This is a genomic window from Nostoc sp., assembly GCF_036916735.1.
Lineage (GTDB): Bacteria > Cyanobacteriota > Cyanobacteriia > Cyanobacteriales > Nostocaceae > Nostoc.
This window is the reverse complement of the sequence record NZ_JBALFV010000027.1, coordinates 1-23,878: the sequence shown is the minus strand read 5'-3', so window position 1 is coordinate 23,878 and position 23,878 is coordinate 1. Positions and strand designations below refer to the sequence as shown.

The 23,878-nt window shown below is 41.0% G+C and carries 26 protein-coding genes; 15 read left to right on the top strand and 11 right to left on the bottom strand.

Features of this window, described 5'->3' with window-relative positions; genetic code table 11:
- Window positions 1-703: 703 nt before the first annotated feature.
- The 3 genes from V7L20_RS06890 to V7L20_RS06880 form a co-directional block, all read right to left on the bottom strand.
- Window positions 704-970: a hypothetical protein gene (locus V7L20_RS06890; protein ID WP_334743348.1), complete on the bottom strand. Its 267-nt coding sequence runs from the start codon at window positions 968-970 to the stop codon at window positions 704-706.
- A gap of 298 nt (window positions 971-1,268) precedes the next feature.
- Window positions 1,269-1,496, bottom strand: a complete 228-nt coding sequence (locus tag V7L20_RS06885; protein ID WP_334743347.1) for a hypothetical protein — start codon at window positions 1,494-1,496, stop codon at window positions 1,269-1,271.
- A gap of 78 nt (window positions 1,497-1,574) precedes the next feature.
- The gene (locus V7L20_RS06880) at window positions 1,575-1,928 is read right to left on the bottom strand and encodes a helix-turn-helix domain-containing protein (protein WP_094330968.1); all 354 of its coding nucleotides are present in this window, start codon (window positions 1,926-1,928) and stop codon (window positions 1,575-1,577) included.
- 186 nt (window positions 1,929-2,114) lie between these two features.
- On the opposite strand from V7L20_RS06880, the gene V7L20_RS06875 reads away from it, so the two are divergent.
- From V7L20_RS06875 to V7L20_RS06860, 4 genes are all read left to right on the top strand, one after another.
- On the top strand, window positions 2,115-2,552 hold the full coding sequence (locus tag V7L20_RS06875) for a hypothetical protein (RefSeq protein WP_334743346.1): 438 nt from the start codon (window positions 2,115-2,117) through the stop codon (window positions 2,550-2,552).
- 81 nt (window positions 2,553-2,633) lie between these two features.
- Window positions 2,634-2,867, top strand: coding sequence for a hypothetical protein (locus V7L20_RS06870; RefSeq protein ID WP_334743345.1), 234 nt, complete (start codon window positions 2,634-2,636; stop codon window positions 2,865-2,867).
- A 75-nt stretch (window positions 2,868-2,942) separates the two neighbouring features.
- A complete protein-coding gene (dnaB, locus tag V7L20_RS06865) occupies window positions 2,943-4,274 on the top strand; it encodes a replicative DNA helicase (protein WP_334743357.1) in 1,332 nt (443 codons plus the stop codon).
- Window positions 4,249-4,836: a hypothetical protein gene (locus V7L20_RS06860; protein ID WP_334743344.1), complete on the top strand. Its 588-nt coding sequence runs from the start codon at window positions 4,249-4,251 to the stop codon at window positions 4,834-4,836. Before dnaB ends, V7L20_RS06860 begins: the two co-directional genes overlap by 26 nt.
- On the opposite strand, the gene V7L20_RS06855 is transcribed toward V7L20_RS06860, so the two are convergent.
- Window positions 4,808-5,080 (bottom strand): hypothetical protein, encoded by a 273-nt coding sequence (locus V7L20_RS06855; protein WP_334743343.1) that lies wholly within the window; start codon window positions 5,078-5,080, stop codon window positions 4,808-4,810. The genes V7L20_RS06860 and V7L20_RS06855 overlap by 29 nt on opposite strands.
- Window positions 5,081-5,195: 115 nt before the next feature.
- Here V7L20_RS06855 and V7L20_RS06850 point away from each other — a divergent pair, with 115 nt between their 5' ends.
- The 3 genes from V7L20_RS06850 (at window position 5,196) to V7L20_RS06840 (ending at window position 7,636) form a co-directional block, all read left to right on the top strand.
- A complete protein-coding gene (locus V7L20_RS06850; protein WP_334743342.1) occupies window positions 5,196-5,414 on the top strand; it encodes a hypothetical protein in 219 nt (72 codons plus the stop codon).
- Window positions 5,415-5,575: 161 nt separating this feature from the next.
- Window positions 5,576-6,937 (top strand): cytochrome P450, encoded by a 1,362-nt coding sequence (locus tag V7L20_RS06845; RefSeq protein WP_334743341.1) that lies wholly within the window; start codon window positions 5,576-5,578, stop codon window positions 6,935-6,937.
- A gap of 243 nt (window positions 6,938-7,180) precedes the next feature.
- A complete protein-coding gene (locus V7L20_RS06840; protein ID WP_334743340.1) occupies window positions 7,181-7,636 on the top strand; it encodes a DUF1392 domain-containing protein in 456 nt (151 codons plus the stop codon).
- Window positions 7,637-8,223: 587 nt separating this feature from the next.
- Here V7L20_RS06840 and V7L20_RS06835 read toward each other — a convergent pair.
- Window positions 8,224-8,631: a universal stress protein gene (locus tag V7L20_RS06835; RefSeq protein WP_334743356.1), complete on the bottom strand. Its 408-nt coding sequence runs from the start codon at window positions 8,629-8,631 to the stop codon at window positions 8,224-8,226.
- An 89-nt stretch (window positions 8,632-8,720) separates the two neighbouring features.
- On the opposite strand from V7L20_RS06835, the gene V7L20_RS06830 reads away from it, so the two are divergent.
- From V7L20_RS06830 to V7L20_RS06810, 5 genes are all read left to right on the top strand, one after another.
- On the top strand, window positions 8,721-9,923 hold the full coding sequence (locus tag V7L20_RS06830) for a phosphoglycerate kinase (RefSeq protein ID WP_334743339.1): 1,203 nt from the start codon (window positions 8,721-8,723) through the stop codon (window positions 9,921-9,923).
- A gap of 138 nt (window positions 9,924-10,061) precedes the next feature.
- A complete protein-coding gene (locus V7L20_RS06825) occupies window positions 10,062-10,313 on the top strand; it encodes an AAA family ATPase (protein WP_334743338.1) in 252 nt (83 codons plus the stop codon).
- Window positions 10,314-10,521: 208 nt separating this feature from the next.
- Complete coding sequence (locus V7L20_RS06820) at window positions 10,522-11,238, top strand: AAA family ATPase (RefSeq protein ID WP_334743337.1); 717 nt, start codon at window positions 10,522-10,524, stop codon at window positions 11,236-11,238.
- Window positions 11,239-11,303: 65 nt separating this feature from the next.
- Window positions 11,304-11,834, top strand: a complete 531-nt coding sequence (locus V7L20_RS06815; protein WP_334743355.1) for a DUF4276 family protein — start codon at window positions 11,304-11,306, stop codon at window positions 11,832-11,834.
- Between the two features lie 54 nt (window positions 11,835-11,888).
- Window positions 11,889-12,506, top strand: coding sequence for an NUDIX hydrolase (locus V7L20_RS06810; protein WP_334743336.1), 618 nt, complete (start codon window positions 11,889-11,891; stop codon window positions 12,504-12,506).
- Between the two features lie 203 nt (window positions 12,507-12,709).
- On the opposite strand, the gene V7L20_RS06805 is transcribed toward V7L20_RS06810, so the two are convergent.
- Together V7L20_RS06805 and V7L20_RS06800 are read right to left on the bottom strand one after the other, a co-directional pair.
- On the bottom strand, window positions 12,710-14,500 hold the full coding sequence (locus V7L20_RS06805; RefSeq protein WP_334743335.1) for a calcium-binding protein: 1,791 nt from the start codon (window positions 14,498-14,500) through the stop codon (window positions 12,710-12,712).
- A gap of 476 nt (window positions 14,501-14,976) precedes the next feature.
- Entirely contained in the window at window positions 14,977-15,180 is a 204-nt protein-coding gene (locus V7L20_RS06800) for a DVUA0089 family protein (RefSeq protein WP_334743354.1), read from the bottom strand.
- A gap of 165 nt (window positions 15,181-15,345) precedes the next feature.
- Between V7L20_RS06800 and V7L20_RS06795 the strand changes: the two genes are divergently transcribed.
- Window positions 15,346-16,209, top strand: coding sequence for a TauD/TfdA dioxygenase family protein (locus V7L20_RS06795; RefSeq protein ID WP_334743334.1), 864 nt, complete (start codon window positions 15,346-15,348; stop codon window positions 16,207-16,209).
- 132 nt (window positions 16,210-16,341) lie between these two features.
- Here the strand turns inward: V7L20_RS06795 and V7L20_RS06790 are convergent, their stop codons facing one another.
- Together V7L20_RS06790 and V7L20_RS06785 are read right to left on the bottom strand one after the other, a co-directional pair.
- Complete coding sequence (locus V7L20_RS06790) at window positions 16,342-18,498, bottom strand: serine/threonine-protein kinase (protein ID WP_334743333.1); 2,157 nt, start codon at window positions 18,496-18,498, stop codon at window positions 16,342-16,344.
- 280 nt (window positions 18,499-18,778) lie between these two features.
- Entirely contained in the window at window positions 18,779-20,476 is a 1,698-nt protein-coding gene (locus V7L20_RS06785) for a serine/threonine-protein kinase (protein WP_334743332.1), read from the bottom strand.
- Window positions 20,477-20,624: 148 nt separating this feature from the next.
- On the opposite strand from V7L20_RS06785, the gene V7L20_RS06780 reads away from it, so the two are divergent.
- Entirely contained in the window at window positions 20,625-22,139 is a 1,515-nt protein-coding gene (locus tag V7L20_RS06780; RefSeq protein ID WP_334743331.1) for a phenylacetate--CoA ligase family protein, read from the top strand.
- Between the two features lie 24 nt (window positions 22,140-22,163).
- On the opposite strand, the gene V7L20_RS06775 is transcribed toward V7L20_RS06780, so the two are convergent.
- Entirely contained in the window at window positions 22,164-22,787 is a 624-nt protein-coding gene (locus tag V7L20_RS06775; protein ID WP_334743330.1) for a transposase, read from the bottom strand.
- Window positions 22,788-22,844: 57 nt separating this feature from the next.
- Here V7L20_RS06775 and V7L20_RS06770 point away from each other — a divergent pair, with 57 nt between their 5' ends.
- Window positions 22,845-23,045, top strand: a complete 201-nt coding sequence (locus V7L20_RS06770; RefSeq protein ID WP_334743329.1) for a hypothetical protein — start codon at window positions 22,845-22,847, stop codon at window positions 23,043-23,045.
- Between the two features lie 101 nt (window positions 23,046-23,146).
- Here the strand turns inward: V7L20_RS06770 and V7L20_RS06765 are convergent.
- Window positions 23,147-23,878, bottom strand: a 732-nt coding sequence (locus V7L20_RS06765; protein WP_334743328.1) for a HEAT repeat domain-containing protein, incomplete at its 5' end; no start/stop codon positions are given.

The following is a 23,878-nucleotide window of genomic DNA, read 5'->3' as shown; positions in this document are numbered from 1 at the left end:
TGAAGAAAATAATTCATTTTTAATAGTTAAAAAATATTTAATATAAGCAACTTTTAATGATAAAATTAGTTGATTATACAGGTTCTCAACAAACCACATAAAATGGCTACATCCTTCTATAAATACTTATAGAATAAATAATCAAAAGTATATTTATGCAAAAATGTCAATGCCTGCATCAATTCTAAAATGCTCATATCCTTGCCCTAAAAATTAGCTATATGATGAAGCCAATAAATACTCATTATTCAATGAAACCTAACTACTTTATTTTACATATATTGGTTTTAGTATATAACCTTTATCTCAAAAACCCAATCAACAAAACTTCAATATTTAACCAATATTTATTGATATATAAATTAGTAATAAATTTCATTTAGTTTGCCTAAAGTATATTAAAAATTCAAAATTAAAGACATTTTCAAACGGGGATTTAAACCCCGACTGAAACTGACGCTACGTGTAGACATAGGGTCTTAAACCCTTTGATTTGCGATAAAAGATGAAAATATATACAAAAATGTAGGGAGTTTATTCAGCTAAAATGTCCTCGAACAAACTTATAAAAATCACAAAAATTACCAGATGAAAGCTATGCCTAGTGTAACCTCATGGAAGGCTACTCAACAAAAAGACGAAGCTACAGATATACGGGTTTAGAATCACCTTTTTAGTCTGGTGAAGACTTTGATGATGATTTCTAGTCAGTTTCAGTATCATCATCTAGCCAGTCATCATCTTCCTCAGCAAAAGCTAGTTCAAATACTTCTTGTAACTCCTCCGAATCTATAAGTCCATCATCATTAATGCAAAGGTCTTTTCTACAGTCTTTACAGATAACCTCACCTATTTCTGTATAAAGTAAATCGCTAGATGAGCCGCAACTGAAACAACCATAGTTAAACTTATCAAACTTTTCTAAAATTATAATTGTAATGTTTTTGTCTTCTATGCCGAATTGCTCCATTGCTCATTTGATATCTAGCATAGTTATTTTCTGGTAGATGGTAGATTGAGCTTTACTATAGCTTTTGATTATCCCTCAAAACTAATCAATAACTACACTTGTGGGATAGTGCTACTGATCCGCAGTTGTTACAGTGCGATCGCTCTTGTGAAGGGTGCGATGCCCACGCTGGTCACTGAGCGCGTCCGTTGTGCGGGCTGTTCGGTGTCGCATTTTCCCTTTAAGAGTATCTCATCGCTACCATGCCAAAAAAATAACTAAAGGCATAAGCTTGTTAGCCCCACTCCTCCTCTAAAAATTAATCCGCTCCCTCTGTCTTATCTTCTGAGGAATTCTGGGAAGAAATTTTTTTGGCGATCGCATCCAATATCGTTGATATCTGATCGGGACTATTTAAATTAACTTGATATACATTCGTAGCATGAATTTGATTACTCCCTATTACCACTTGTAACCCAGGTTCACCCACTAGATGCTTGATTAACTTAGCTTTTCCCTCGGCATCCAAGTGATCGCAGTTTTCCATTAATTTTTATAAAAAATCATCCCCACCCTTATTTACCACAATAAGCGCCTAAGTGTATATCAAAAATTTCTCAGGCTATCATACTGCTACTTGCAGGTCTGTAGTATCCGTATTTTTTCCAGATATGGCCCCTGGTTGTAATACCCAAGCGGCGATCGCTTGTAGTATTTCAGCCTTTTCTTTAGGTGTGGCAGATTCAATTAGTTGAATAGGCGTTAACTCAACTACTCCTATTCTCGCTAGTGCTGGAATTCTACAATTTTCTGGTAGGGCATGAAGGATTTTGAAGTAATTACCAGCTTTTAGGTCGTTTTTGCCATCAAGAAACTTACTAATAGTACTCTCGTGGACACCAGCCCTAACAGAAATCTCTCTTGCTGTTAAGCAACTTTCCCTAATTGCTGTAATTAATATTTCTTGATGTTTATCCATATGCCACTACTTGCTTTTTTTAAAGTTATTGAATACTATCAAATCTGTCTAGAAAATACAATTTAACAAAAATCACACTGGCTTAATGGTGCTGGGGTGACAGTTTTGTGAAATTTTAGCGACTTTTACAACAAACTAGCTCTACTTGCATATGCGGGTAAGGGCAAAACTCGTTTTATCCATATTATGACAGACACAAAGATTCAGGGGAAGTTCTACCCGCTTCAACATGAAGAATGGCTAAGAGCCTGCCGGGAATTAACCCCAGCACAGAGGGATGTACTCTACTACCTTCGCACTCTCGACCCATACAGCACCGGAATGGAAATATCACCTTCAAGGATTGCCAAGGATTTATCTACCGCAGAAAAGCCAGTTCACCGCAGCACTGTAGGGCGTGCCCTCAAAGCGTTGGATGAAAAGGGATTTGTCGATATGGAGCTTCTTAAGGTTAAGGTTCACGTTCTCACCAAAGGCTTGCACTGTTGCGATGAAGCAACAAGTTGCGATGAGACAACTTTGTTGCCTGACCGCAACTTGCGCGATCGCCACGCAACAAGCACGAGCCAGAAGTATTGCCAGATAAAGATTCCAGCACACCTAAGATTAATAAGACTTATTTAGAATTTATAGACTCTCTCAGAAACCGAGCGAGCGAATTTTTTAAATTTTTGTGAGGAAAAGACAAAGAACCTCAGCCAGCCAGTGAACGACATTGAGGCTTGGTTAGCTCACACTACTAAAGCTGGACAGAACCCCTGGGAAGTTTATTACAAAAAATTTGTGACCTGCCAACAAGCCGAGTCCAAAAAATCTCAAAGTAGCCTTAGCAGTCAAATGAAAAAGTTTCAAGAGGAACTTGAGCAACAACGACAACAAGCTATGTCCATGTACGGCAACACAAATGAATCAATGGAAGCTTTGCCCAACTCAATCTAAAGTTTCAAGTTGCTTATGACAGAATAACTAAGTTTCCAAGGTGATGGTAGCGATGCCTACGGCGGTAAACTACGCCTGCCACCCCAAAACATTGAGGCGGAAGAGGCGATTTTAGGCGGTATCATGCTTGACCTAGAAGCAATAGGTAGAGTGAGCGATTCTTTGATTCCAGAAGCTTTTTACATCAGCGCTCACAAAGATATCTATCAAGCAGCGCTGCGCCTTCACAGCCAGGGTAAACCTACAGACTTGCTCTCTGTCACCACTTGGCTGACTGACCATGAAATACTAGTCTGTATTGGCGGGAGAAATAAATTAGCAACTCTAGTAGACCGCACGGTGTCAGCTGTGAACATCGACGCTTTGGCAGGGTTAGTAATGGAAAAATACCTGCGGCGGCAGTTAATCAAAGCTGGCAATGAGATTGTCCATTTGGGTTATGAAATTGAAACTGAGTTACCCAAAATCCTTGATCAATCGCAACAGAAAGTATTCCAGCTTTCTAACCAAAGCTTTGGTTCAAACACCGAATACAACAGCACAATTAGTATTGCTGCTTACAAGGAATTAGATTCAGGAAGCCCTATCTACTGTACAGGACTCGATGAACTCGATAATTTAATGGTCGGATTTGAAGGCGGTACGCTCACCATAGTTGCGGGTAGACCGTCAATGGGAAAGTCCCAGATTTTGTTGCAACTAGCTCTCAAGATGATATTGCTCCACGATTTACCTGTGGCTATCTTCTCGCTGGAGATGACAAAGAAACAATTAGAGTACAGGCTGTGGAGTTTAATTAGCGTCACCAATGCCTATAAACATTTAGGGTTAACGCCACTAAGGAGCGATCGCATCCGCAGACATCGAGCCAAATTTCAACCCTTAGTAGACTCGGAATACAACAATATTGCCAAAATTGTTGATATTGCCTCAGAACTGCCGCTTTATATGAATGACTCAAGGGGCATTACCGTTTCACAAATTGCATCAGAATGCCGCCAAATTAAGGCTAAAGAGGGAAAACTGGGGCTAGTTGTAGTTGATTACCTGCAAATGATGGCAGAGGATTCTGGGGGGAACCGCAGCTATGAACTGGGAGATATGGCCAGGGGACTTTACAAAATGGCTCTTGAACTGGATGTACCCGTGCTAGCACTGTCCCAAATCTCTAGGGGAGTTGAGGGCAGACAGAATAAGCGCCCAATGATGAGCGACCTTAGCCAATCGGGAATTTTAGAAATGGTGGCAGACAACATAATACTTGCTTACCGGGATGAGTACTACAACCCAGACACTACAGAGCAAGGAATATTAGAGCTAATCATGGCTAAAGCACGGCACGGTGAAACAGGCACAGCAACGGTATTTTTTGACAAGTCCTATGGAATTATCCAGAATTTGCGGTGATGGAATATTGGAGTCCTCAAACTCCTGTCGAAACCATCCGCCTCCTGTATCAGAATTTTTACTGGGGGGTATTGATAATAGCCCTAGTAAAAAGCGCAGAAATTGGGGTGAGGGTAACGGCACTATTTATTGGCGCACCATTACTAGGGGTGGAAAGGACTACCCCCAGGCTTATTATCATTGGCAAGAAAAAGGGAGAAAGAAGACCAAGTACATTCCCAAGCAAATACTTGGGGTTATTCAAGAAGCAGAGTTCAAGAAGCGCCCAATTATAAAAATTTTGGCATTACTGGGTGTTGTGCCTAGCCTTAGTAAAAAAGCATTACTGGGGGATATGGAAAACAGCCCTAGTAACGATGTCGAGCAATCAGAAATACCCCCCAGTAAAAATAGCCCTAGTAACGATGTCGAGCAGTCGGAAATACCCCCCAGTAAAGATAGCCCTAGTAAAACTAGACGACACAAAGGATTAGCTAGTGGCTCCATTCAGTGGAAAACCATCACCCTTCACGGCGCTTTTGCAAGCAACTTCATTAGGGCAGTCTCAATGCGATCGCAGTAGTTATCATCGGAAAGCAGATCAAAACACTCGTCATCAGACAAATCACTCGCGGCATGACAAAATTAGGTGCAAACCGCAAGTTGTACTGTGCGATCGTTTCAATACTGCTGTGGCGCTCAAATTCCTGATGATATCGCAATTCCATTTCTTCTACCAAGTAATCTAGCAAGTTAGCGGTAGACTCTGCATCACGCGCAACTGGGGGAGCAGGAGATGATACCCTTACTGGGTATGGCACCAGCATTGGCATCTAAGGTGGCACGATTGATGGCGCAAACGGTAACGATTACTTCAAAGCCCGTCGAATTGATGATAACGGTAATCCTGTTTCAGACCAAGGAGGCGCTATTGCCGATGTCGTGATTAAGGGTGGATCTGGAGCCGACACATTTGATGTTGGTTACGGTAATGCCACAATCAATGGTGGCTGCGGATGGGACAAGCTAATTCTGCCTGATGTCAAAAGTGATTACACCATTCTAGGCAGCTCTAACAATTACACCATTAAACGTGATGATTTCACCCTTAATGTCTTGAATGTTGAGGAAATCGCCTTTTTTGGCACTGCTCCCCAATAAACTATGCTTTGAGTTTCTGATGAGATGAGGGAGAGGCGTATACCCCTTTCCTTTATTTTTTAATTAGCGATCGCTTCGATTATTAGATGCAAAACGCAACCTGTTCAGTTACCCTAAATACAGACAAATCTTGTAGATGGCGAGGCTGAAGGGTTAAACCCATGAAAATCCAAAAAAAACAATCACAAAACCAAGATTTTTTGACTCAAAATCAACTCGCTTTACCTCCTGGAAGCTTAGGCTTACCGTTGATTGGCGAGACAATTAGCTTTTTGCGTGACCCTGATTTTGCTACCAAACGACAACAGAAGTACGGCAACATTTTTAAAACTAATTTATTTGGCTCACCAACTATTATGATATTGGGAGCAGAAGCTAATCGTTATTTATTTAGCCACGAAAACCAGAATTTTGTAATTAAATGGCCAGAGAGCGTTGCAATATTACTCGGCCCTGCTTCTTTATCAATGCAAACAGGGAGCATCCATCAAAAAAGACGCAAATTATTATCACAAGCATTTCAACCGAGAGCTTTGGCAAGTTATCTACCAGCAATGGAAGAAATTAGCGATCGCTACTTCAAAAAATGGGAAAGATTGAATCAATTTGCTTGGTATCCTGAGCTAAGGCAATATACTTTTGATATAGCTTGTAAATTATTAGTAGGAATAGATGTTACTAATGATAACCATTTTATTGAAGTATTTGAAGAATGGGGTGCCGGATTATTTACTCTCCCTATTCAGTTACCTTGGACGAAATTTGGTAAAGCATTAAAATGCCGAGAAAAGTTATTAGCAAAAATTGAAGAGATTATTTTACAGCGTCAAAAACAAGGAAATAATCATCAAGATACTTTAGGTTTATTACTAAATTCAAAAGATGAAGATGGTAATAGTTTAAGTCTAGAAGAATTAAAAGACCAAATTCTGACTTTACTATTTGCTGGGCATGAAACCTTAACTTCTGCACTATCTTCTTTATGTTTGCTATTAGCACAAAATCCAGAAATTTTAGCAGCCGCTAGGAGAGAACAACAACAAATAAGTTGTGCAGGTGAGCTAAAATCTGAACATCTAAAACAAATGACTTATCTAGACCAAATACTTAAGGAAGTTTTGCGAATTATTCCTCCAGTTGGTGGCGGTTTTCGTTCGGTTATCCAAAATTGTGAGTTTAATGGATATCATATTCCCCAAGGTTGGTCTGTATTGTATCAAATAGGTAAAACCCATCAGGATCAGAGTATATATAAAAATCCTGAGAATTTTGAGCCGCAAAGGTTTGGTATAGATAGGGCTGAGGATCAATCTAAACCTTTTGGTTACGTTCCTTTTGGAGGTGGGATAAGAGAATGTTTAGGTAAGGAATTTGCTAAATTAGAGATGAAAATATTTGCTGCTTTGCTATTGCGTGGTTATGCATGGGAACTTGTACCAGGGCAAGATTTAGATTTAGTAATGATACCCACGCCCCGACCCCGTGATTATTTAAAGGTAGTTTTCCGTTCCATACAGGGTTAAAAGACTGACGTTAAAAAAACCCTATATTTTTCAACCTATCGAGCCAGAACACTTTCTTTCGGGCGATCGCAGTACTTTGTGAAGCGATCGCCTGACTGGTCAAGCACCCTTGAAGCGGATAATATATACTGCCCCCTGCCTCTCTGGAGTAGCTCATTAAGATGCTGCTGTGACTGGATTTTAAAATTACTCCGGATTACACAAGTGCCAAGTAGTTTATGTATAAAAAAGAGATTACTTTGCATGATTAATCAAATTGTCACTTTAGAATCTTGTTGGCATAGTTCTGTACCGTGGGGAAAAGCCATGCCACCATTAGCAGTTCAAATCCAAGAAAAAGTTTTCTTACTAAACTCTGATATATCAGGCTACTGTTGTGGTGTCCAATGGGAGAGAGACGAGTGGATTTATACCATTGTCTGCTGTCGTGAAATACTCTACTTGTCTCAAAAAGAATTTTCTGGAACAAACTTAGTAAAAAAAGCCACAGTTCCTACACCAGCTTTTCAATTGGGGGATGTGGTGGAAGTTGATTTTAGTGAAGAACCATCACGTCGGATTATTCAAGGGATTTTCAGCCTGAAAAACAATTGGCTTTATGCAGTAGAATGGCGTTCTCCAATTTTGTCAGAAATGGCATCGGCTCAAAGTAGAATTATCTGGCTTGCCGATGTGGATTTAGTAAAAGTGAATGTATAACTGTATGGCTATCCAAATCCCAAATCAGATATTGCTTTCCAAAGATTGCGTCGCTTTCGTGTCCACACCCGTCACAATTCGCTTGCTGTTTAAAACAGCAGTATTTAAATTTAGTATAAAAATTTGCTCGTGAATAAGATCATGCTTAAAGGCATAAGATACATGTACATTTATATATTCTACTGAGGAAATAAATCAGTAGAGTATTTTTATAGGAATTCGATTTCTGCTTTGTCAAGGGAGCGTGTTTCCGACGCTTGCCGATGTCCTTTTGTTAGGAATGATGTAAAACCTTATGAATCTCGAAGGGACTATTATTCCGTGGTAGCAGCTTGTACTTTGCGGCAGCTTTCTAGTCGTAGTCGTGATTTTCCAGCAGCGTACCGTACAGAGGGGCTAATACACAGTAAACGCATTTTATTTCTTAAGAAAAATTTATAATACTTTTGACTTCCGCCTTGCGCTAATAGTACACTACGGCGGAAATAGAGGAAGTATTTAAAATCCCTAAAGAGCTTATTCCATAAGACTTTTGACACTTCGACTTCGCTCAGTGTTAACTTTTAACTTCCGCCTTGCGATCACCGCTAGGGCACAATCAGCACTGGGCAAGGGGAAAGATTAATCACGCGAGTAGTAACACTATCATCTGCTCCCTCATTAGTCAAGCCTAGCCCCCGACAGCCCATAATGATTAAATCAGCGCCGATTTCATCAGCGACATCGCAGATAGTAAAAGCTGGTTTACCTTGCCTTTCCATGATTTCAGCTTGAATTCCTTGCCCAGAAAATAAAGATTGAGCATTTTCCAGCAGCTTGGCAACTACCTCTGGTGACACCATCGGATCTGCACTAGGCGCATCTGGAGGCGGTTCTTCTACGACAGACAGCAGCACCAAGCGACTGCTGTACTTTTTGACTACGTTGGTCACCACATCAGCAGCTTCCCGCGTTTCTCGGCTTTGATCGATAGGAAATAGTACTGTCTTAAATATCTCTGTCACTTGGGTACCCCTGACTCCGGTAAAATCTTGATGGTTCTACTTTCAAAACAATAACAAAAAGGCAATCAGGAGAGTTTGGTGTGTCCAAAAAAAGTTTAGCAAGTTTATCTTCGGCCGATATATCTGGGAAACGTGCCTTAGTGCGGGTTGACTTTAATGTGCCTGTGGACGATCAAGGCAACATTACCGACGATACTCGCATTCGCGCCGCTCTACCAACTATCAGAGATTTGACGCAGAAGGGTGCTAAGGTCATTCTCACTAGCCATTTTGGTCGTCCTAAAGGTGTGGATGACAAATTACGCCTAACTCCCGTTGCCAAGCGTCTGTCTGAGTTACTGGGGCAAGAAGTCGTTAAAACTGATGACTCTATTGGCGATGAGGTTGCAGCTAAAGTTGGTGCGTTGCAAAATGGCCAAGTGCTGTTACTGGAAAATGTACGTTTTTACCCAGAGGAAGAGAAAAACGACTCAGAATTTGCAAAAAAACTGTCAGCTAATGCTGATTTTTATGTAAATGATGCTTTTGGTACTGCACACCGCGCCCATGCTTCTACTGAAGGTGTGACTAAATTCCTGAGTCCTTCTGTGGCTGGATATTTGGTTGAGAAGGAATTGCAATATCTGCAAAATGCTATTGAGAATCCCCAACGTCCTTTGGCAGCAATTATTGGCGGTTCCAAAGTTTCCAGCAAAATTGGCGTGATTGAAACGTTGCTTGAGAAGTGCGACAAACTGATCATTGGTGGTGGGATGATTTTCACCTTCTACAAAGCCCGTGGTTTGAATGTTGGTAAGTCATTGGTAGAAGAAGACAAGCTAGAACTAGCGAAGTCTTTGGAAGCTAAGGCTAAAGAACGAGGCGTTGCTTTATTGCTTCCCACAGATGTGGTACTGGCAGATAACTTTGCTCCTGATGCCAATTCTCAAACTGTTAGCATTGAGAATATCCCAGATGGCTGGATGGGTTTGGATATTGGGCCAGACTCAGTGAAAGTTTTCCAAGATGCCCTTGCAGATACCAAAACGGTAATTTGGAATGGGCCAATGGGTGTGTTTGAGTTTGATAAGTTTGCAGTAGGTACGGAAGCGATCGCTCATACCCTCGCTGAAATTGGTAAAACTGGCACAACCACCATTATCGGTGGTGGCGACTCAGTAGCGGCTGTGGAAAAGGTTGGTTTAGCTGACCAAATGAGCCACATATCCACTGGTGGCGGCGCTAGCTTGGAGTTACTTGAAGGCAAGGTATTGCCTGGAATTGCAGCTTTAGATGATGCCTAAGAAAATTAGCTCTTAAGCTACTGAAAAAAATCTGGTAGTTTTTGACAATTGTGGTAAGGGTACGGTATACCGTACCCTTACTATATTTATTAGCATTTTTGGCAACTATACCACCAAAATTGTGGAGGTGAAACTGTAATGGCAAGAATTGAAGAAATTTCAGTCAAAAACTATAGAGTTTTGCAAAATATTACTCTAAAAGATATCAAACCTTTTTCCGTTTTTCTTGGGCCTAATGGTAGTGGCAAGACTACTTTTTTTGATGTGATAGGTTTTCTTTCAGATTGCCTTACTACTAATGTTCGCAAAGCCTTAGAAAAGCTAGGAAGATTTCAAGAAGTTATCTCGCCTGATTGTCAAGGTCAAGAAATTGAAATTTTAATTAATTAAGTATCGTGAAGATAATAAATCTCCTAAAATCACTTATACAGTTGCTATTACTTTACAAAATAGAGCGCCAATTGTTTCAAGAGAAACTCTTAAATGTAAGTGCGGTTCTCATAGAAAACCATTTGATTTTCTGAAGTTTGAAAATGGTGGAGGTGAAGTAATTAGTGGTGAAAATCCAGAAATTAATGACAAAAGAATTCACTATCAAATGGATGACCCCAGTTCCCTAGCTATTAAAACTATAGGTCAATTATCAGATAACCCACGCATTGCTAGTTTACGCCGTTTTATTGAGGAATGGTTTCTCTCTTATTTTATACCAGATCAAGCTCGTCAGCTAGCGACTGCTGGTGCAATGGAACATCTTTCTCGTGAAGGAGATAATATTGCCAATGTAGTTCAATACCTTGCCGATGAACATCAAGAAACTTTATCCGAAATTTTGAAGTTACTGGTTAGCCGTGTTTCCCAGTTAGAAAAAGTGGAATCTGAGCCAACAATTGATGGCAGACTAGCTCTTTTATTTAAAGATGCACCTTTTAGTAAACCATTTATAGCAAGGTTTTCCTCAGACGGTACGCTAAAATTACTGGCATATTTGATATTATTAAATGACCCTAATCCTCCTCAATTACTTTGCATTGAAGAACCAGAGAACGGACTGCACCATCGACTGCTTGATTCTTTGAGTGAGGAAGCCCAGGCTTACTCGCAACGCGCACAAATATTTGTTTCTACCCACTCGCCATTTTTTGTTAACACAATAAAATATGCTAGACAACTTTGGATTTTCCAATGCGCTGATAAAGGTTATGCAACTGTTACAAGGGCTGACCAAATCCATGATGCTAAACATTTTATAGAATCCCAAGCAGGCTTAGGTGATCTTTGGTCTGAGGGATATCTTAGAGGATTACCTTACTAGTAGTAGCAATTATGCATATAGAGTTTTTACTAGAATAACCTTCTACTGAAGTTACTTTAAATTTTATTGTTACTAAAATTATAGGTTATACTCATACGCTGAAAATCCATAATTTTCAAAATAAAGATAGACTTTTAAAAAAACTGCCTGAGCGGATGAAAGCTTATGCTAACTTTGTGCCTGATGATTGGCGGATCGTGATTATAGTAGATGAAGATAGATGTGATTGTCAAGAATTAAAGAGGAAACTTTGTGATGCTAGCAGTGTTGTGACTAAACACAAAGGAAATATTGTTCTCCATAGAATTGCTGTAGAAGAACTGGAGTCATGGTTTATAGGTGATGTAACAGCAATTAGGGCAGAATATGAAAAGATTCCTGTTTCGTTATCCCAGCAAGCCAAATTTCGGAATCCAGATACTATCAAAGGTGGTACATGGGAGCAACTAGATAAAATCCTAAAAAAATATGGCTATGAGACAGGTTTACAAAAAATCAACTTTGCTGAGAAAGTTTCTCCACACATGGATGTAGAAAATAACCTCTCTAGAAGTTTTCAGATTTTTCAATATGGACTAAGAAATATTATCAAATAGAATTTATTAATCAGATACTTGCTTGCACTAATTTACACAAACTTGGAAAAAACTTTGGAAACTAAATGGCTAGAATGGGCACAAAAGTTACAAGCGATCGCTCAAAATGGTTTGACTTATTCTGAAGGTGTTTATGATATCGAACGCTACAAACAATTACGAGCGATCGCTACAGAAATTATGGCAACTTACTCAAATGTAGAACACAGCTATGTTCTCGATTTGTTTAGCCGTGAAGTAGGATATGCAACTCCCAAAGTTGATGTGCGAGGAGCAATTTTTCGTGATGATACTATATTATTAGTCAAGGAACGAGCAGACGGTTGCTGGACTTTACCTGGTGGATGGGCTGATGTCGGGGAGTCGCCCAGTGAGGTAGTTGTGAAAGAAGTATATGAAGAATCTGGATATCAAGCACGCGCGATCAAACTACTAGCAGTCTACGACAGAGACAAACAGGGACATCCACCGTTTCCGTTTTATGTCTACAAGCTGTTTTTTAAGTGTGAACTTATTGGTGGTTCTCCATCATCAAGTATTGAAACTGAAGAAGTAGGTTTTTTTGCTGAAGATGCGTTACCAGAACTTTCCATCGGACGTGTGACACCAGCGCAAATCACGCGACTTTTCCAGCATTATCGCCAACCAGATTTACTGACAGATTTTGATTAAATACCTCTGCATTAGGAAGATGGGTATCTGGTACTGAACCTGTTTTTATTCAGCATACGTAGTGGTCTGTCAAGAAAGAATTGATGGGTCAAAGTCTCTTGTCAAGTAAAGGGAAACACGTTGCCGTGTTCCCTTAGCTAAGAGGAAAATTATCCTTTAATCTGCATTCTGATGTCAGTATAATCTTTAAGTTGACAACTTTCTTATGCAAAACTTACTTGTAGCGTATAAGAAAAATCAGGTACAGAGGTGTTACCAGAGAGAATTCCGCCATCTTCAGGTAAGAAACTAAATTTACTCACTGAAATGGAGTACGTACCTGCATCTAGGAAAGTAGTAATTAATGATGCCTGGTCTGAGCCATTATCGTCGTTAGTTTCTAATAAATTACCACCACCGTTAAACAGACCGAGAACTGTATCTCCAGATGTCACTGTTTTGATAGTGACAGTTCCTGGATTTGCTACAGAAAATTTAAAAAAGTCGAAATCGGAATTATCCCCTGGTTGAACTGTTGCTAACTGCGCCAAGAGATTAACTTCTGAGCCTGATGATAAGGAACCTAATCCTTCAGCGCTATCTAGTGAGTTGTTTGTAGCTTCTCCAGCATTTTCCCGCTCATAGAAAAGGAAGTCATCACTATCAAGTCTGAGATTGGTTTTCCCTTGCAGAATACCTATAATTTCATCTTGTTCTGTTCCCGGTTTGTCTAAGAATATTCGTGTGTTGCTTCCAACAGCTTGCAGACGGTAGTCTTGTGGAGCTCCTTTAAGTTCAATTCGATCTTGGCTAGAGTCGAAGTCTGTAATATTAGCCAAGTCCCCAAAACCAGGATTCGTAGTGTTGTTATCGTCGTAGAAAACATTTGCAGCGTCACCCAGGATAAATCTATCTGCCCCAGCCCCGCCAGTTAAGATATCAGTTTCCCCTATTCCAGGTGGAAGCGGACTACCAGGGAAAACACCGATGAGAATGTCGTCTCCAGCCCCACCATTAAGTACCTCATTGCCTGGCCCGCCCTGTAAACTATCATTACCGTCGCCACCATTGAGGATATCATTGCCATCATTACCATCTAGAGTATCATTACCATCGCCACCATTTAGAGTGTTGTTAGAAGTATTACCAAAAATAAAGTTGCTAAGACTATTACCTGTCCCGCTAATGTCGCCACCTTCCCTCAGCCTCAGGTTTTCTAGATTGGCGCCTAGTGTGTAGGAGACAGAAGACCGGACGGTATCTGTGCCTGAATTCGCAGCCTCTGTAATGGTATCAAGAGTAGTGTCAACGAGGTAAGTGTCGTCGCCTGCTCCCCCAATCAAAGTGTCAGTACCCAAGCCTCCATCAAGTGTGTCATTGCCCTTATTACCGGATAATCGGTTATTTTGATTATCCCCAACAATGCTGTCATTTCCATTTGTGCCGATGACATTATCAAAGTTGACTGCTGTAAATGACAATGTTCCCAAGCCAGGAACGTTATTGGCAGCCAAACTCTGGGTTCGCAGGTTAACAGTAATAAATACCCCAGCCAAAGATTGGGATGCATCTATGGTGTTGTTAGCAACATTAGGATTAGCAATAACCTTTTCTACTCTAAAGAGTTGGTCTTGCCCAAATCCGCCAGATTTTTGAATGGTTCCAACACCTGACAAGGTAATGACTTGATCTAGTTGACTGTAGTCTGCCGTATCAATACCATCTCCGCCATTAATGCTGTCGTTACCCTGACTGCCTACGAAAGAGTCATTGCCTGCACCACCTATTAGAGTGTCGTTTCCTATGCCACCATCGAGTGTGTCATTGCCATTTCCACCGATTAGACTGTCGTTTGCTGTTCCACCTGCAAGAGAATCGTTACCATCTGCACCATTCAAAGTGTCGTTACCGGAGGTACTATTGGCATTACCACCACTAGCCCAACCAACTATCGTGTCATTTCCCGAAGTCCCAAAAAGATTATCATCAGTTGTTTTGCCGAAAATAAATGCCATGTTATTTCTCCTGAATTTCTCACTAATACGTAAGTTCAGCTTTAGTTAAAGAACTATTCATCAGTTCAATGTAGATTACTTGCCATTTGCGTAATCTATAGCAATCCGAGTCAAATTTTTTGGTAGTAAATCTTTTTTATACCAAAAAATAATTTTCTATAAAAGAAATGCATATTAGAATGCATTTCTTTAATTCATATAGAAATCTAGAATTTATGTATATCTTAATAATACTTAAGGATTACATAATTATTCGGTCGGTTTAGCCGACCAAATGAGCCACATCTCTACCGACGGCGGCGCTAGCTTGGAGTTACTTGAAAGCAAGGTATTGCCTGGAATTGCGGCTTTAGATGATGGTTAATAGCCATCTTTATAATTATTTAGAGACTTTATATGTAACGTCTTTACATTAAATAGAGGAAAAACTCTGGAAACTAAATGCCTGGAATTACTTTCTTAATTTAACAACGTTCTTATGCCACACTGACTTCTAGCGTATAAGAAAAATCAGGTCTAGAGCCGCTACCAGAGAAAGTTCCGCCATCTTCAGGCAAGAAAGGAAATTTACTCACTGAAATGAAGTATGTACCCGCACTCAACGAACTAGTAATTAATGACGAATTATCACCGCCACCATCGTCATCAGTTTGCAGCAAAGTCCCAGTATCGTTAAACAGTCCAAGAACTTAATCTCCCGATGTCACTGTCCTGATAGACCGTTGAGGATAACTCTAGTAAAACATTTTTTTACTTGCAAACTTTCTTCGGTAAGATACTATTACACAAATTTCCTATCTATACTGATTGTCTATATAGTTTGTTTCAAAAAGAAGTGCATAGCAATGACTCCAATAACTAAACACCAAACAAGACTCGGAGTTGAAGCCCTACGGGGTTGCAATCTTAGCTCCCTGACAAATCTAGAGTCGCGTGAATTAAAGGAATTACTTTGGAAACATGGCGTTGTAGTAGTCAGACAGCAACACCTGACCGCACAACAATTAAAAGAATTTGCCAAGCAGACCTTTGGCGATTTTATGTTTGGCGGCCCTCCTAAACCATTAGATCCTGATATTAGTCCAGACTTACAAAGCCAATATGTCTATATATTGGGCAATCCGAAGGGGCTAGTTCCTGGTACAGCCGAGAAATATGCGTGGCAATGGCATCATGATAAAGATGGACTCCCGAGTACAGAGGGACTGGATATGAACGCATTATATGTTGTGATGCTTTATGGAATACAAGTTCCAAAAGGTGTAGATGGGCAACCTCACACTACTGAGTTCCTCGATATGGTAGAAGCGTACAATAACTTAGATCATCAATATCAGCAGCAATTAGAGCAGATGTCGATGTATCACTCGCCACCAATGTTTTCTAAAAATCCCAATGTAGAGACTGATGTACCGAGGAAAGTGCATCCCATTGTGTCTGCTCACAAAGTCACTGGTAAAAAGGGATTATATTTAGGTTCAGACACTGCGATCGCAGTTGGTATGGAAGATAGACCAGAGGAAGCAAAACGTTTCTGGCAGGATTTGTTTGCGACTGTTCTAGACTGTACACCAATCTACTCCCATGTTTGGCAGCCAGGAGATATTATTTTTTGGGACAACTCCCAGGTGATGCACAGAGGTAGACCCTATGATGCAACGAAATATAAGCGAATTGCGTTGCGTTTAGGTGTAGTGGATAACACATAAATTTAAATGCTCAAATGAGTTGGGGCGTATAGATGTCATCTGTATAAAGCAAAGGTGAAAGCCAATTTAAGAAGATGTTGTCACGCTATCGGCAGTAAAAGTCAAGCTGTCTGTATCTTTTACATTCGTTTCCTACTGAGGCGTTGTCTCTTGTATCGGTGTCAGTGTAGGAGTGGGGGTTTCTGTGGGAGTTGGTGTAGGTGTTGGCTTTGGCGTGGGTGTTTCAGTGGGCGCTGGTGTTTGCGTGGGCGTTGGTGTTGGCAATGGGGCAGGGGTGGGATTTTCTGCTGTAATGCTGAGTTGATAATCTACTGGTTTCGATGCTGTGGAAACCACGACAAACTCGTAAAATCCGTTTTCTGGTAATTTAGTTGACAAACTTCGCTCTTTAGAATCTTCTAAAAATTTGATTTTGCCAGAGGGTGAATAGACTGATAGCAAAACTTGGGAATTTGCTTGTAGTTTTAATTCCAAAGATTGCTCTTTGGCAAGTCCAGCAATAAATACTTTACCACCACCCGATTGGAGAGTACCGCTAACTGTTTTGCTGATAGCGCCCGGATCAAAGACAAGTTTCTGAAAAGCGCTACCAGCGAGGATAGCACTGAGTCGATCGCTAACAAATCCGTACCAAACTTGTCCAATGGGCTGATCTCGAAAATCTTTATCACGCTGTTCAGGGAATACACTGAAAAATGCAGCATCTCCCAAATCATACAATGAACGGCTGCCAACGTTGATTTTGTTGACTTCTACTTTCCAGCGATCGCGTTCAGCACTTGTATAAGTTCCCAATTGTTGGCGTGTATTGGAACTCAGTAGCGATAATTTTTCCAGCAATTCTGAGGCTGTTTTATCCCATTCTGCCCGTAAACCCGCATCTTCAGGGCCATCGCTGAGAGTACGTCCTCGCAAACTGGGATTTCTGTCCCAAAAAACTTCATTCACCAAGTTTACGTAAAAGTTATAATTAATACCCAATTGTTGACGGCGATCGCTTAATTGTTCTTTACGCTGCCGTTCGGCTGGTGAATATTGCGCTAAAGGATCGGTCGATTGCTTACTGGTTGGGGTTGGGCTGGCTGTAGGATTAGGTTTGTCTCCTATATAGCGGTTGCTATTGAGTCCCCACCAAAGTAATCCAACAGTACCGGCTATCACCGCCACCACTAGGAAGGTTTTTGTTGGTGTCCACCAGCTTGTCGGCTGAGGGGATGGGGGATATGTAGCTTTAGCTTCCCGCAGGGTGGGAGATGGGGGAGGTGGAGAGACGGCGACGGTGGCGGCTGTGGGTTGTGGTGGGGTAGGGTATTGAGTTGGAGGATTAGCTGGGGGCGGGTTGATAGCTTGGAGTACTTGACGGGCTGATTGATAGCGATCGCTTGGTCTGGCAGATAACATTTTATCTAATACTTGTGCCAAAATCGGACTCAGGCTTACTTCCCGTCGCCACTGCCAGGTAAGGTTGTAGGTATCAATTAATTCTTGTGGTTGTTTCCCTGTCAGTAAAACCAACATTGTTGCGGCCAAAGCATACAAGTCGCTGTGGGGAGATACTAACCCAGTTTGCATCTGTTCTGGGGGAGCAAATCCGACTTTACCCAATAGGGTTGGTGATGGGGAAGATGCAACTGCGCCGGGTTGGTAATATTGGGAAGCAACAGTTGCAACTACTTGTTTGACACCGCCAAAATCAATTAATACTGGCAGTTTGTCAACAGTGCGAAGCATTAAATTATCTGGAGAAATATCTCGATGAATAACGCCTATGGAGTGGATATACTCTAACACTGGCAAAATTAAAAGCAATAATTGGCGTACTTCTGCCTCTGTAAAGCGCAAACCCTGTTGTAATCGGGCATTTAACAACGAGTTGTAAGTTTCCCCTTCTACATAATCTTGCACTAAAAATAGATATTCTTTGCCCCCTAAGTTCATCCGAAGCAGTTCCCGGAAGCGGGGAATTTGGGGATGTTGCAGTTTATAAAGAACACTCGCTTCTCTTTCAAACAGTTCTTCAGCTTTTTGAACAACGTAAGCGGTTTGAACTTGGGGGGAAAATTCTTTTAAAACACAAAGTTCGCGGAAACGATTGACATCTTCAGCTAAATAAGTGCGTCCGAAACCACCCTGGCCAATTTGACGCACAATCACATAGCGATCGCCTAAAGTTAGTCCCGGTTGGATATTATAACTCATGGGCGTATCCAACAACTTTTCACCACACTGGAGACAAAAGCGACTACCTGGGGAATTTTCATGTCCTTGAGAACAATATATTTTAGTCATTTGTTATTTGTCATTTGTCACTTGTACGCTCGCTTGTCCTGAGCGTTGGTTGCTGAGCGCAGTCGAAGCAAGCCGACTTGTACTCTCGCGCGTCGAAGTAAGGGCGAAGCCGAAGTATTTGTCATTTGTTATTAGTGACTCTTCCCCAGCGATGCACTGAGTTTCGGCTACGCGGTAATCGAGTTTCGGCTACGCGGTAATCGAGCGAAGTCGAGATTCAACTGCCGCAAAGTCGAGATTGAACTACCGCTAGTCGTTGTGTCCCCAATCCCCAATTCCCTTACTTGCCTGATTGTACTTTACTGACTTGATCGGCTGCGATCGCATACCAAATTTGACCGAAAGTCTTCTGATTGAGTTTCCCACGCTTTTGATCGGGAAACAACCGATCAAATTTTTCATTTGTTTCTTTGGTCAGCTGATCAATTGTATAGTTTCCAAACTGCCCTGATCGCGCTTGCCGTCTCCATGTTACATAATCTTTTTGACTATATTTACCCAATTTCCGACGAGATGCTGTACTGAGGTCAGCCTGTTCTAGTTTATCCAACAAATCATCAGCAATACCAGACCATTCATCTCGTAAACCAGCGTCTTCAGATTTAGATGTTAGGCTACGTCTGTTTAATTCTGGTTTTTTTGTATAAAATAAATCATCCACAAAGGGAGTAAAAAATCCTTCAGTAATTTCTAGCTGTTGACGACGACTGATAATTTCCTGGAGATTGCGATTTTTTCCTTTATCGCTGACTGGTTTACCGATTGGATTTGGAAATTGGGGAATTTGCGGTAATGATATTGATGGGATAGTAATTGAAGTTACGCTACGAATGACTGTATTTACCACCGCCCAAGTACCTGCACCAGTTAAAACAATTAAAGCTGTTCCCCCTAAACTCATCACAAAAGGGCGAATCCAAACAGGCCAATCTATCGGTTTCGCTATTGCTTGCGTTTTCTGGAATCGACTCACAATAGCACTGGCACGTTGTCTTCCCGGAGCAACTACCATCGTCTTAATCTTGGTAGTAATATAATTACTTGGGGATTTAGTTGCAGTTGGCGATGGTAAATCTTTGAGGATTTGCTCGGCTCGTTGATAGCGATCGCTCGGTTTATAAGCAAGCATCTTTTTTAACACAGCTTCCAGTTGTGGGCTAACTCTAATTTCTTTTCCCCATGACCAAATTCCCTGATAGCTGTCGTATAATTTTTGTGGTTCTTGACCTGTGAGCAACACCAGTGATGTCACCGCTAAAGAATATAAATCACTGCTAAAAAATGCTTTTCCCTGTCGTAACTGTTCTTCTGGAGCGTAGCCCTTTTTACCTAACAAAGTGTTATTTCCAACCAACTTAGTCCGCCAAAAACCTTGAGAAGCTGGCAATTGCTTGACACCACCAAAATCAATCAGCACTGGCAGATTATCAGAACGCCGCCAAATCAAATTATCGGGAGAGATATCACGGTGAACTACATCTCGTGAGTGGATGTAAGATAAGACGGGTAAAATCTGTTGCAGTAAGGTGATTACTTCCTCTTCACTAAAGGTTTTTCCTTGATTCTCACGCTGTTCTAATAATTGGTAATAATTATCACCATCCACATAATCTTGCACTAGAAAGAAAAAATCTTTAGTACCTATCTTCACTTGTAGCGAGGTGTGAAAATGTGGTATCTGTGGATGCTGGAGTGTTTTCAGAACATTTGCTTCTCGTTCAAATAACTCTTTAGCTTTTTGTAAATCTTGCTTTTCTTGAACTTGGGGTGCAAATTCCTTCAGCACACATGTTTGATGGGATTTATTTTTATCTTCCGCCAAATAGGTACGTCCAAAGCCGCCCTGCCCTAAATGACGGATAATTTGATAGCGATTATCCACAATCTGCCCCACAGCAAGAGGTAATGGTTCACCACAAAGTGTGCAAAAGCGGTTCTCACCATTATTTGTGTGTTGTTTACTGCAATAGAGCTGCATGGTGCTGAAGGATAAATTAAGGTTTTATTGAATAACTACAACGCGTATACCCTTATTTTCGGATATTTTAGGAATTACGAATTACGAATTACGAATTACGAATTATTTTAACCGTGTTGGTTTTACTTCAAAATAAACAACAAGCGTCATGAACCCAAAATCAAGACAGCAGCAAGTAATTAAAGCATTTGAAGATTTTTTGTCTACTCCCCTAGAAACGCTACTGCAACGCCATCTCAACATTCAGACTTCGGCAGCTTTGAGTTTATTTCATGATGTGGCGGCTAATGTACCTGCCTACAAGGCTTTTTTAGCAGAAAGGGAAATTAATCCTGCGACTATTCAAACCTTAGAGGAGTTTCAAAAACTACCAGCGATCACTAAACAAAATTATATCCTGCGTTACCCCTTAGCTGACTTGTGCCACAACGGGCAACTCCAAGCGTGCGACATGATAGCTGCTTCTTCTGGTTCTAGTGGTAAACCGACATTTTGGCCTCGTTTTTTCACAGATGAACTTCAAATCGCCACACGTTTTGAACAGATTTTTCACGATAGTTTCTATGCAGATACCAGACGTACTCTAGCAGTGATTTGTTTCACTTTGGGCACTTGGGTAGGTGGGATGTTTACTACTAATTGCTGTCGTTATCTTGCTAGCAAAGGTTATCCTATCACTGTAATTACTCCTGGTAACAACAAAGAAGAAATCTTGCGAGTTGTCCAAGAACTAGGTTCAGCATTTGAGCAAGTGGTGTTATTGGGATACCCGCCATTTTTAAAAGATGTGATTGATACTGGTATTGCCCGTGGGGTGGAGTGGCAGCAATATCAGATTAAGTTAGTTATGGCGGGAGAAGTATTTAGTGAAGAATGGCGGAGTTTAGTTGGTGAAAGAGTTGGTTCACAAAATCCTTGTTATGATTTTGCATCACTCTATGGCACTGCGGATGCCGGAGTTTTGGGCAATGAAACACCGTTAAGTATCTGCATTCGCCGTTTTTTGGCAGAAAATCCTGATGCAGCTAGAGCTTTATTTGGGGAATCGCGTTTACCCACATTAGTACAATACGATCCTTGCAATCGCTTTTTTGAAGTTCAAGATGGCGGATTGCTGTTTTCGGGAGATAACGGTATTCCCTTAGTACGTTATGACATCTTAGATACTGGCGGGATAATTAGTTATGATGCCATGCTGCAATTTTTAGCAAAATGGGGATTTAACCCACTCGAAAATCTCCGTTCTGAAGCTCAAAACTCACCTAGAGGTATTCATCAGCTACCTTTCGTTTATGTCTTCGGGCGTTCTAACTTTACAGTTTCCTACTTTGGCGCAAACATCTATCCAGAAAATGTGACAGTGGGATTAGAGCAACCAGTAATTCAAGATTGGGTGACGGGTAAATTCGTATTGCAGGTGAAGGAAGATGATGACAAAAATCGATTTTTATCTGTGGTTGTGGAGTTAGGATCAGGGGTAGAGGGTAGTGAAGATCGAAGAGAAGCGATCGCATCTTCTATTCTTTCACAACTGCTACGTCTAAATAGCGAGTTTGCTAATTATGTTCCGGTAGAATATCAAACACCACAGGTTACATTAGCGGTAATGGGCGATGCTGAATATTTTCCGATTGGGGTGAAACATCGTTATACCCGTCAATAGTATAAGACGCGATGAATCGCGTCTCTACAAGGGGGAATGGGGTGGTTGTTCGCGATCGCGTTCCCAATTGATTGGGTTATTGATAATATATTGTCTAATTTTATCGAGGGCGAATTCATTACGAATTATGTTGTCATGGAACCTTTCTTGCCATCCAAAACCTTCATATATTTGATTAATTTCAAATGTACATCGTCCTTTGTACCATCTAACAATTTTAGAAAGGGAATTTTTAGACAACATCGGATTAAATAACCCAGTAACCCCACCCCGTTGACCATCCCCCCTTGTAGAGACGCGATTCATCGCGTCTTCTTGTTTTTGAATCACGTCTCCTTCTCGTATTTGATTAATAACCAAAATCCCATGAATATGATTAGGCATGACGCAAAACGAATCTATCTGGCAATTAGAAAAATGATTAGGAATCTCATACCACAATTTCTGAGCAATTTCTCCCATTGGCGATCGCTGCATTTCACCATCCACAACCTCACCAAAAAAGCATTTTTTACTGTCGGTGCAAATAGTAACGAAATATCCGGCATTGCTAGCATAACTCCATGCTGGCAAACGGGTTGAATCAATTCGATATTTCCCTTTGTATTTCGGCTTGTTGTTTTTTGGTTGAGGCTCATCATTATTCATAATTACATTTTTTGTTAATACAAAAATTTATGCAATTATTGCTTTGCATTGATGTAATTGCCAACCCAAAAAACTCGGAATTATTCGCGCTATGTAAATGCGGGAAATCAAGACGCGATGAATCACGTCTCTACAAGGGGCGATCGCAAAAATGATCGCATTTCTATTCTGTTCACGATATCTGTTTTATTAGGGGCGATGTCTGCGACGGGCTACGCCTACGCATTCCCTGAATTGCGGAAATATCGGACGCGATAGATTTACGAGACGCTTACGAGATGCAAAGAATCACGTCTTTACAAGAGATTGCTGCTTCCACATTTCCCTTATGTTTTGGCTAGAGGAAGTATTTTTCTTTCCTACTCTCCATCTTTCACTTTCTCTTGTTGATGCCAAGCTTGATAAAAAGCGGGGTAGGGCATACTTTGGGCCCACTTCCAGATAACTTTGTAGCAATTATCAAATCGCTTAAAATCATTTTTGTAAATTTCAGGTGATAAGTAATCCTTCAACACGGTGACAACACTCGGCATCTGTTTCTCTAACATAATTTGCCCTAAGCTTTCTGCCGCTTGCCATCGGATTTTATCATCCAGTTGTGGTTTGCCGATTAACTCCACCAAAGCAGCGATCACTTTTTGGTTGCCAGAGCCAATATTCCCTAAGCTAGATACCGCTAACAATCGTGTATAATCATCCAATTGTAGTTTGCCGATTAACTTCACCAAAGCAGCGATCGCTTTTTGGTTGCCTGGGTCAATTTCCCCTAAGCTAGATGCCGCTTGGTATCGGGTAGAATCATCCAGTTGTGGATTGCCGATTAACTCCACCAAAGCATCAATCGCTTTTTGGTTGCCTGGGTCAATTTCCCCTAAGCTAGATGCCGCTTGGCATCGGGTAGAATCATCCAGTTGTGGATTGCCGATTAACTCCACCAAAGCATCAATCGCTTTTTGATTGTCTGGGTCAATTTGCCCTAAGCTAGATGCCGCTTGGCATCGGATAAGATCATCCAGTTGTGGATTGCCGATTAACTCTACCAAAGCATCAATCGCTTTTTGGTTGCCTGGGTCAATTTTCCCTAAGCTAGA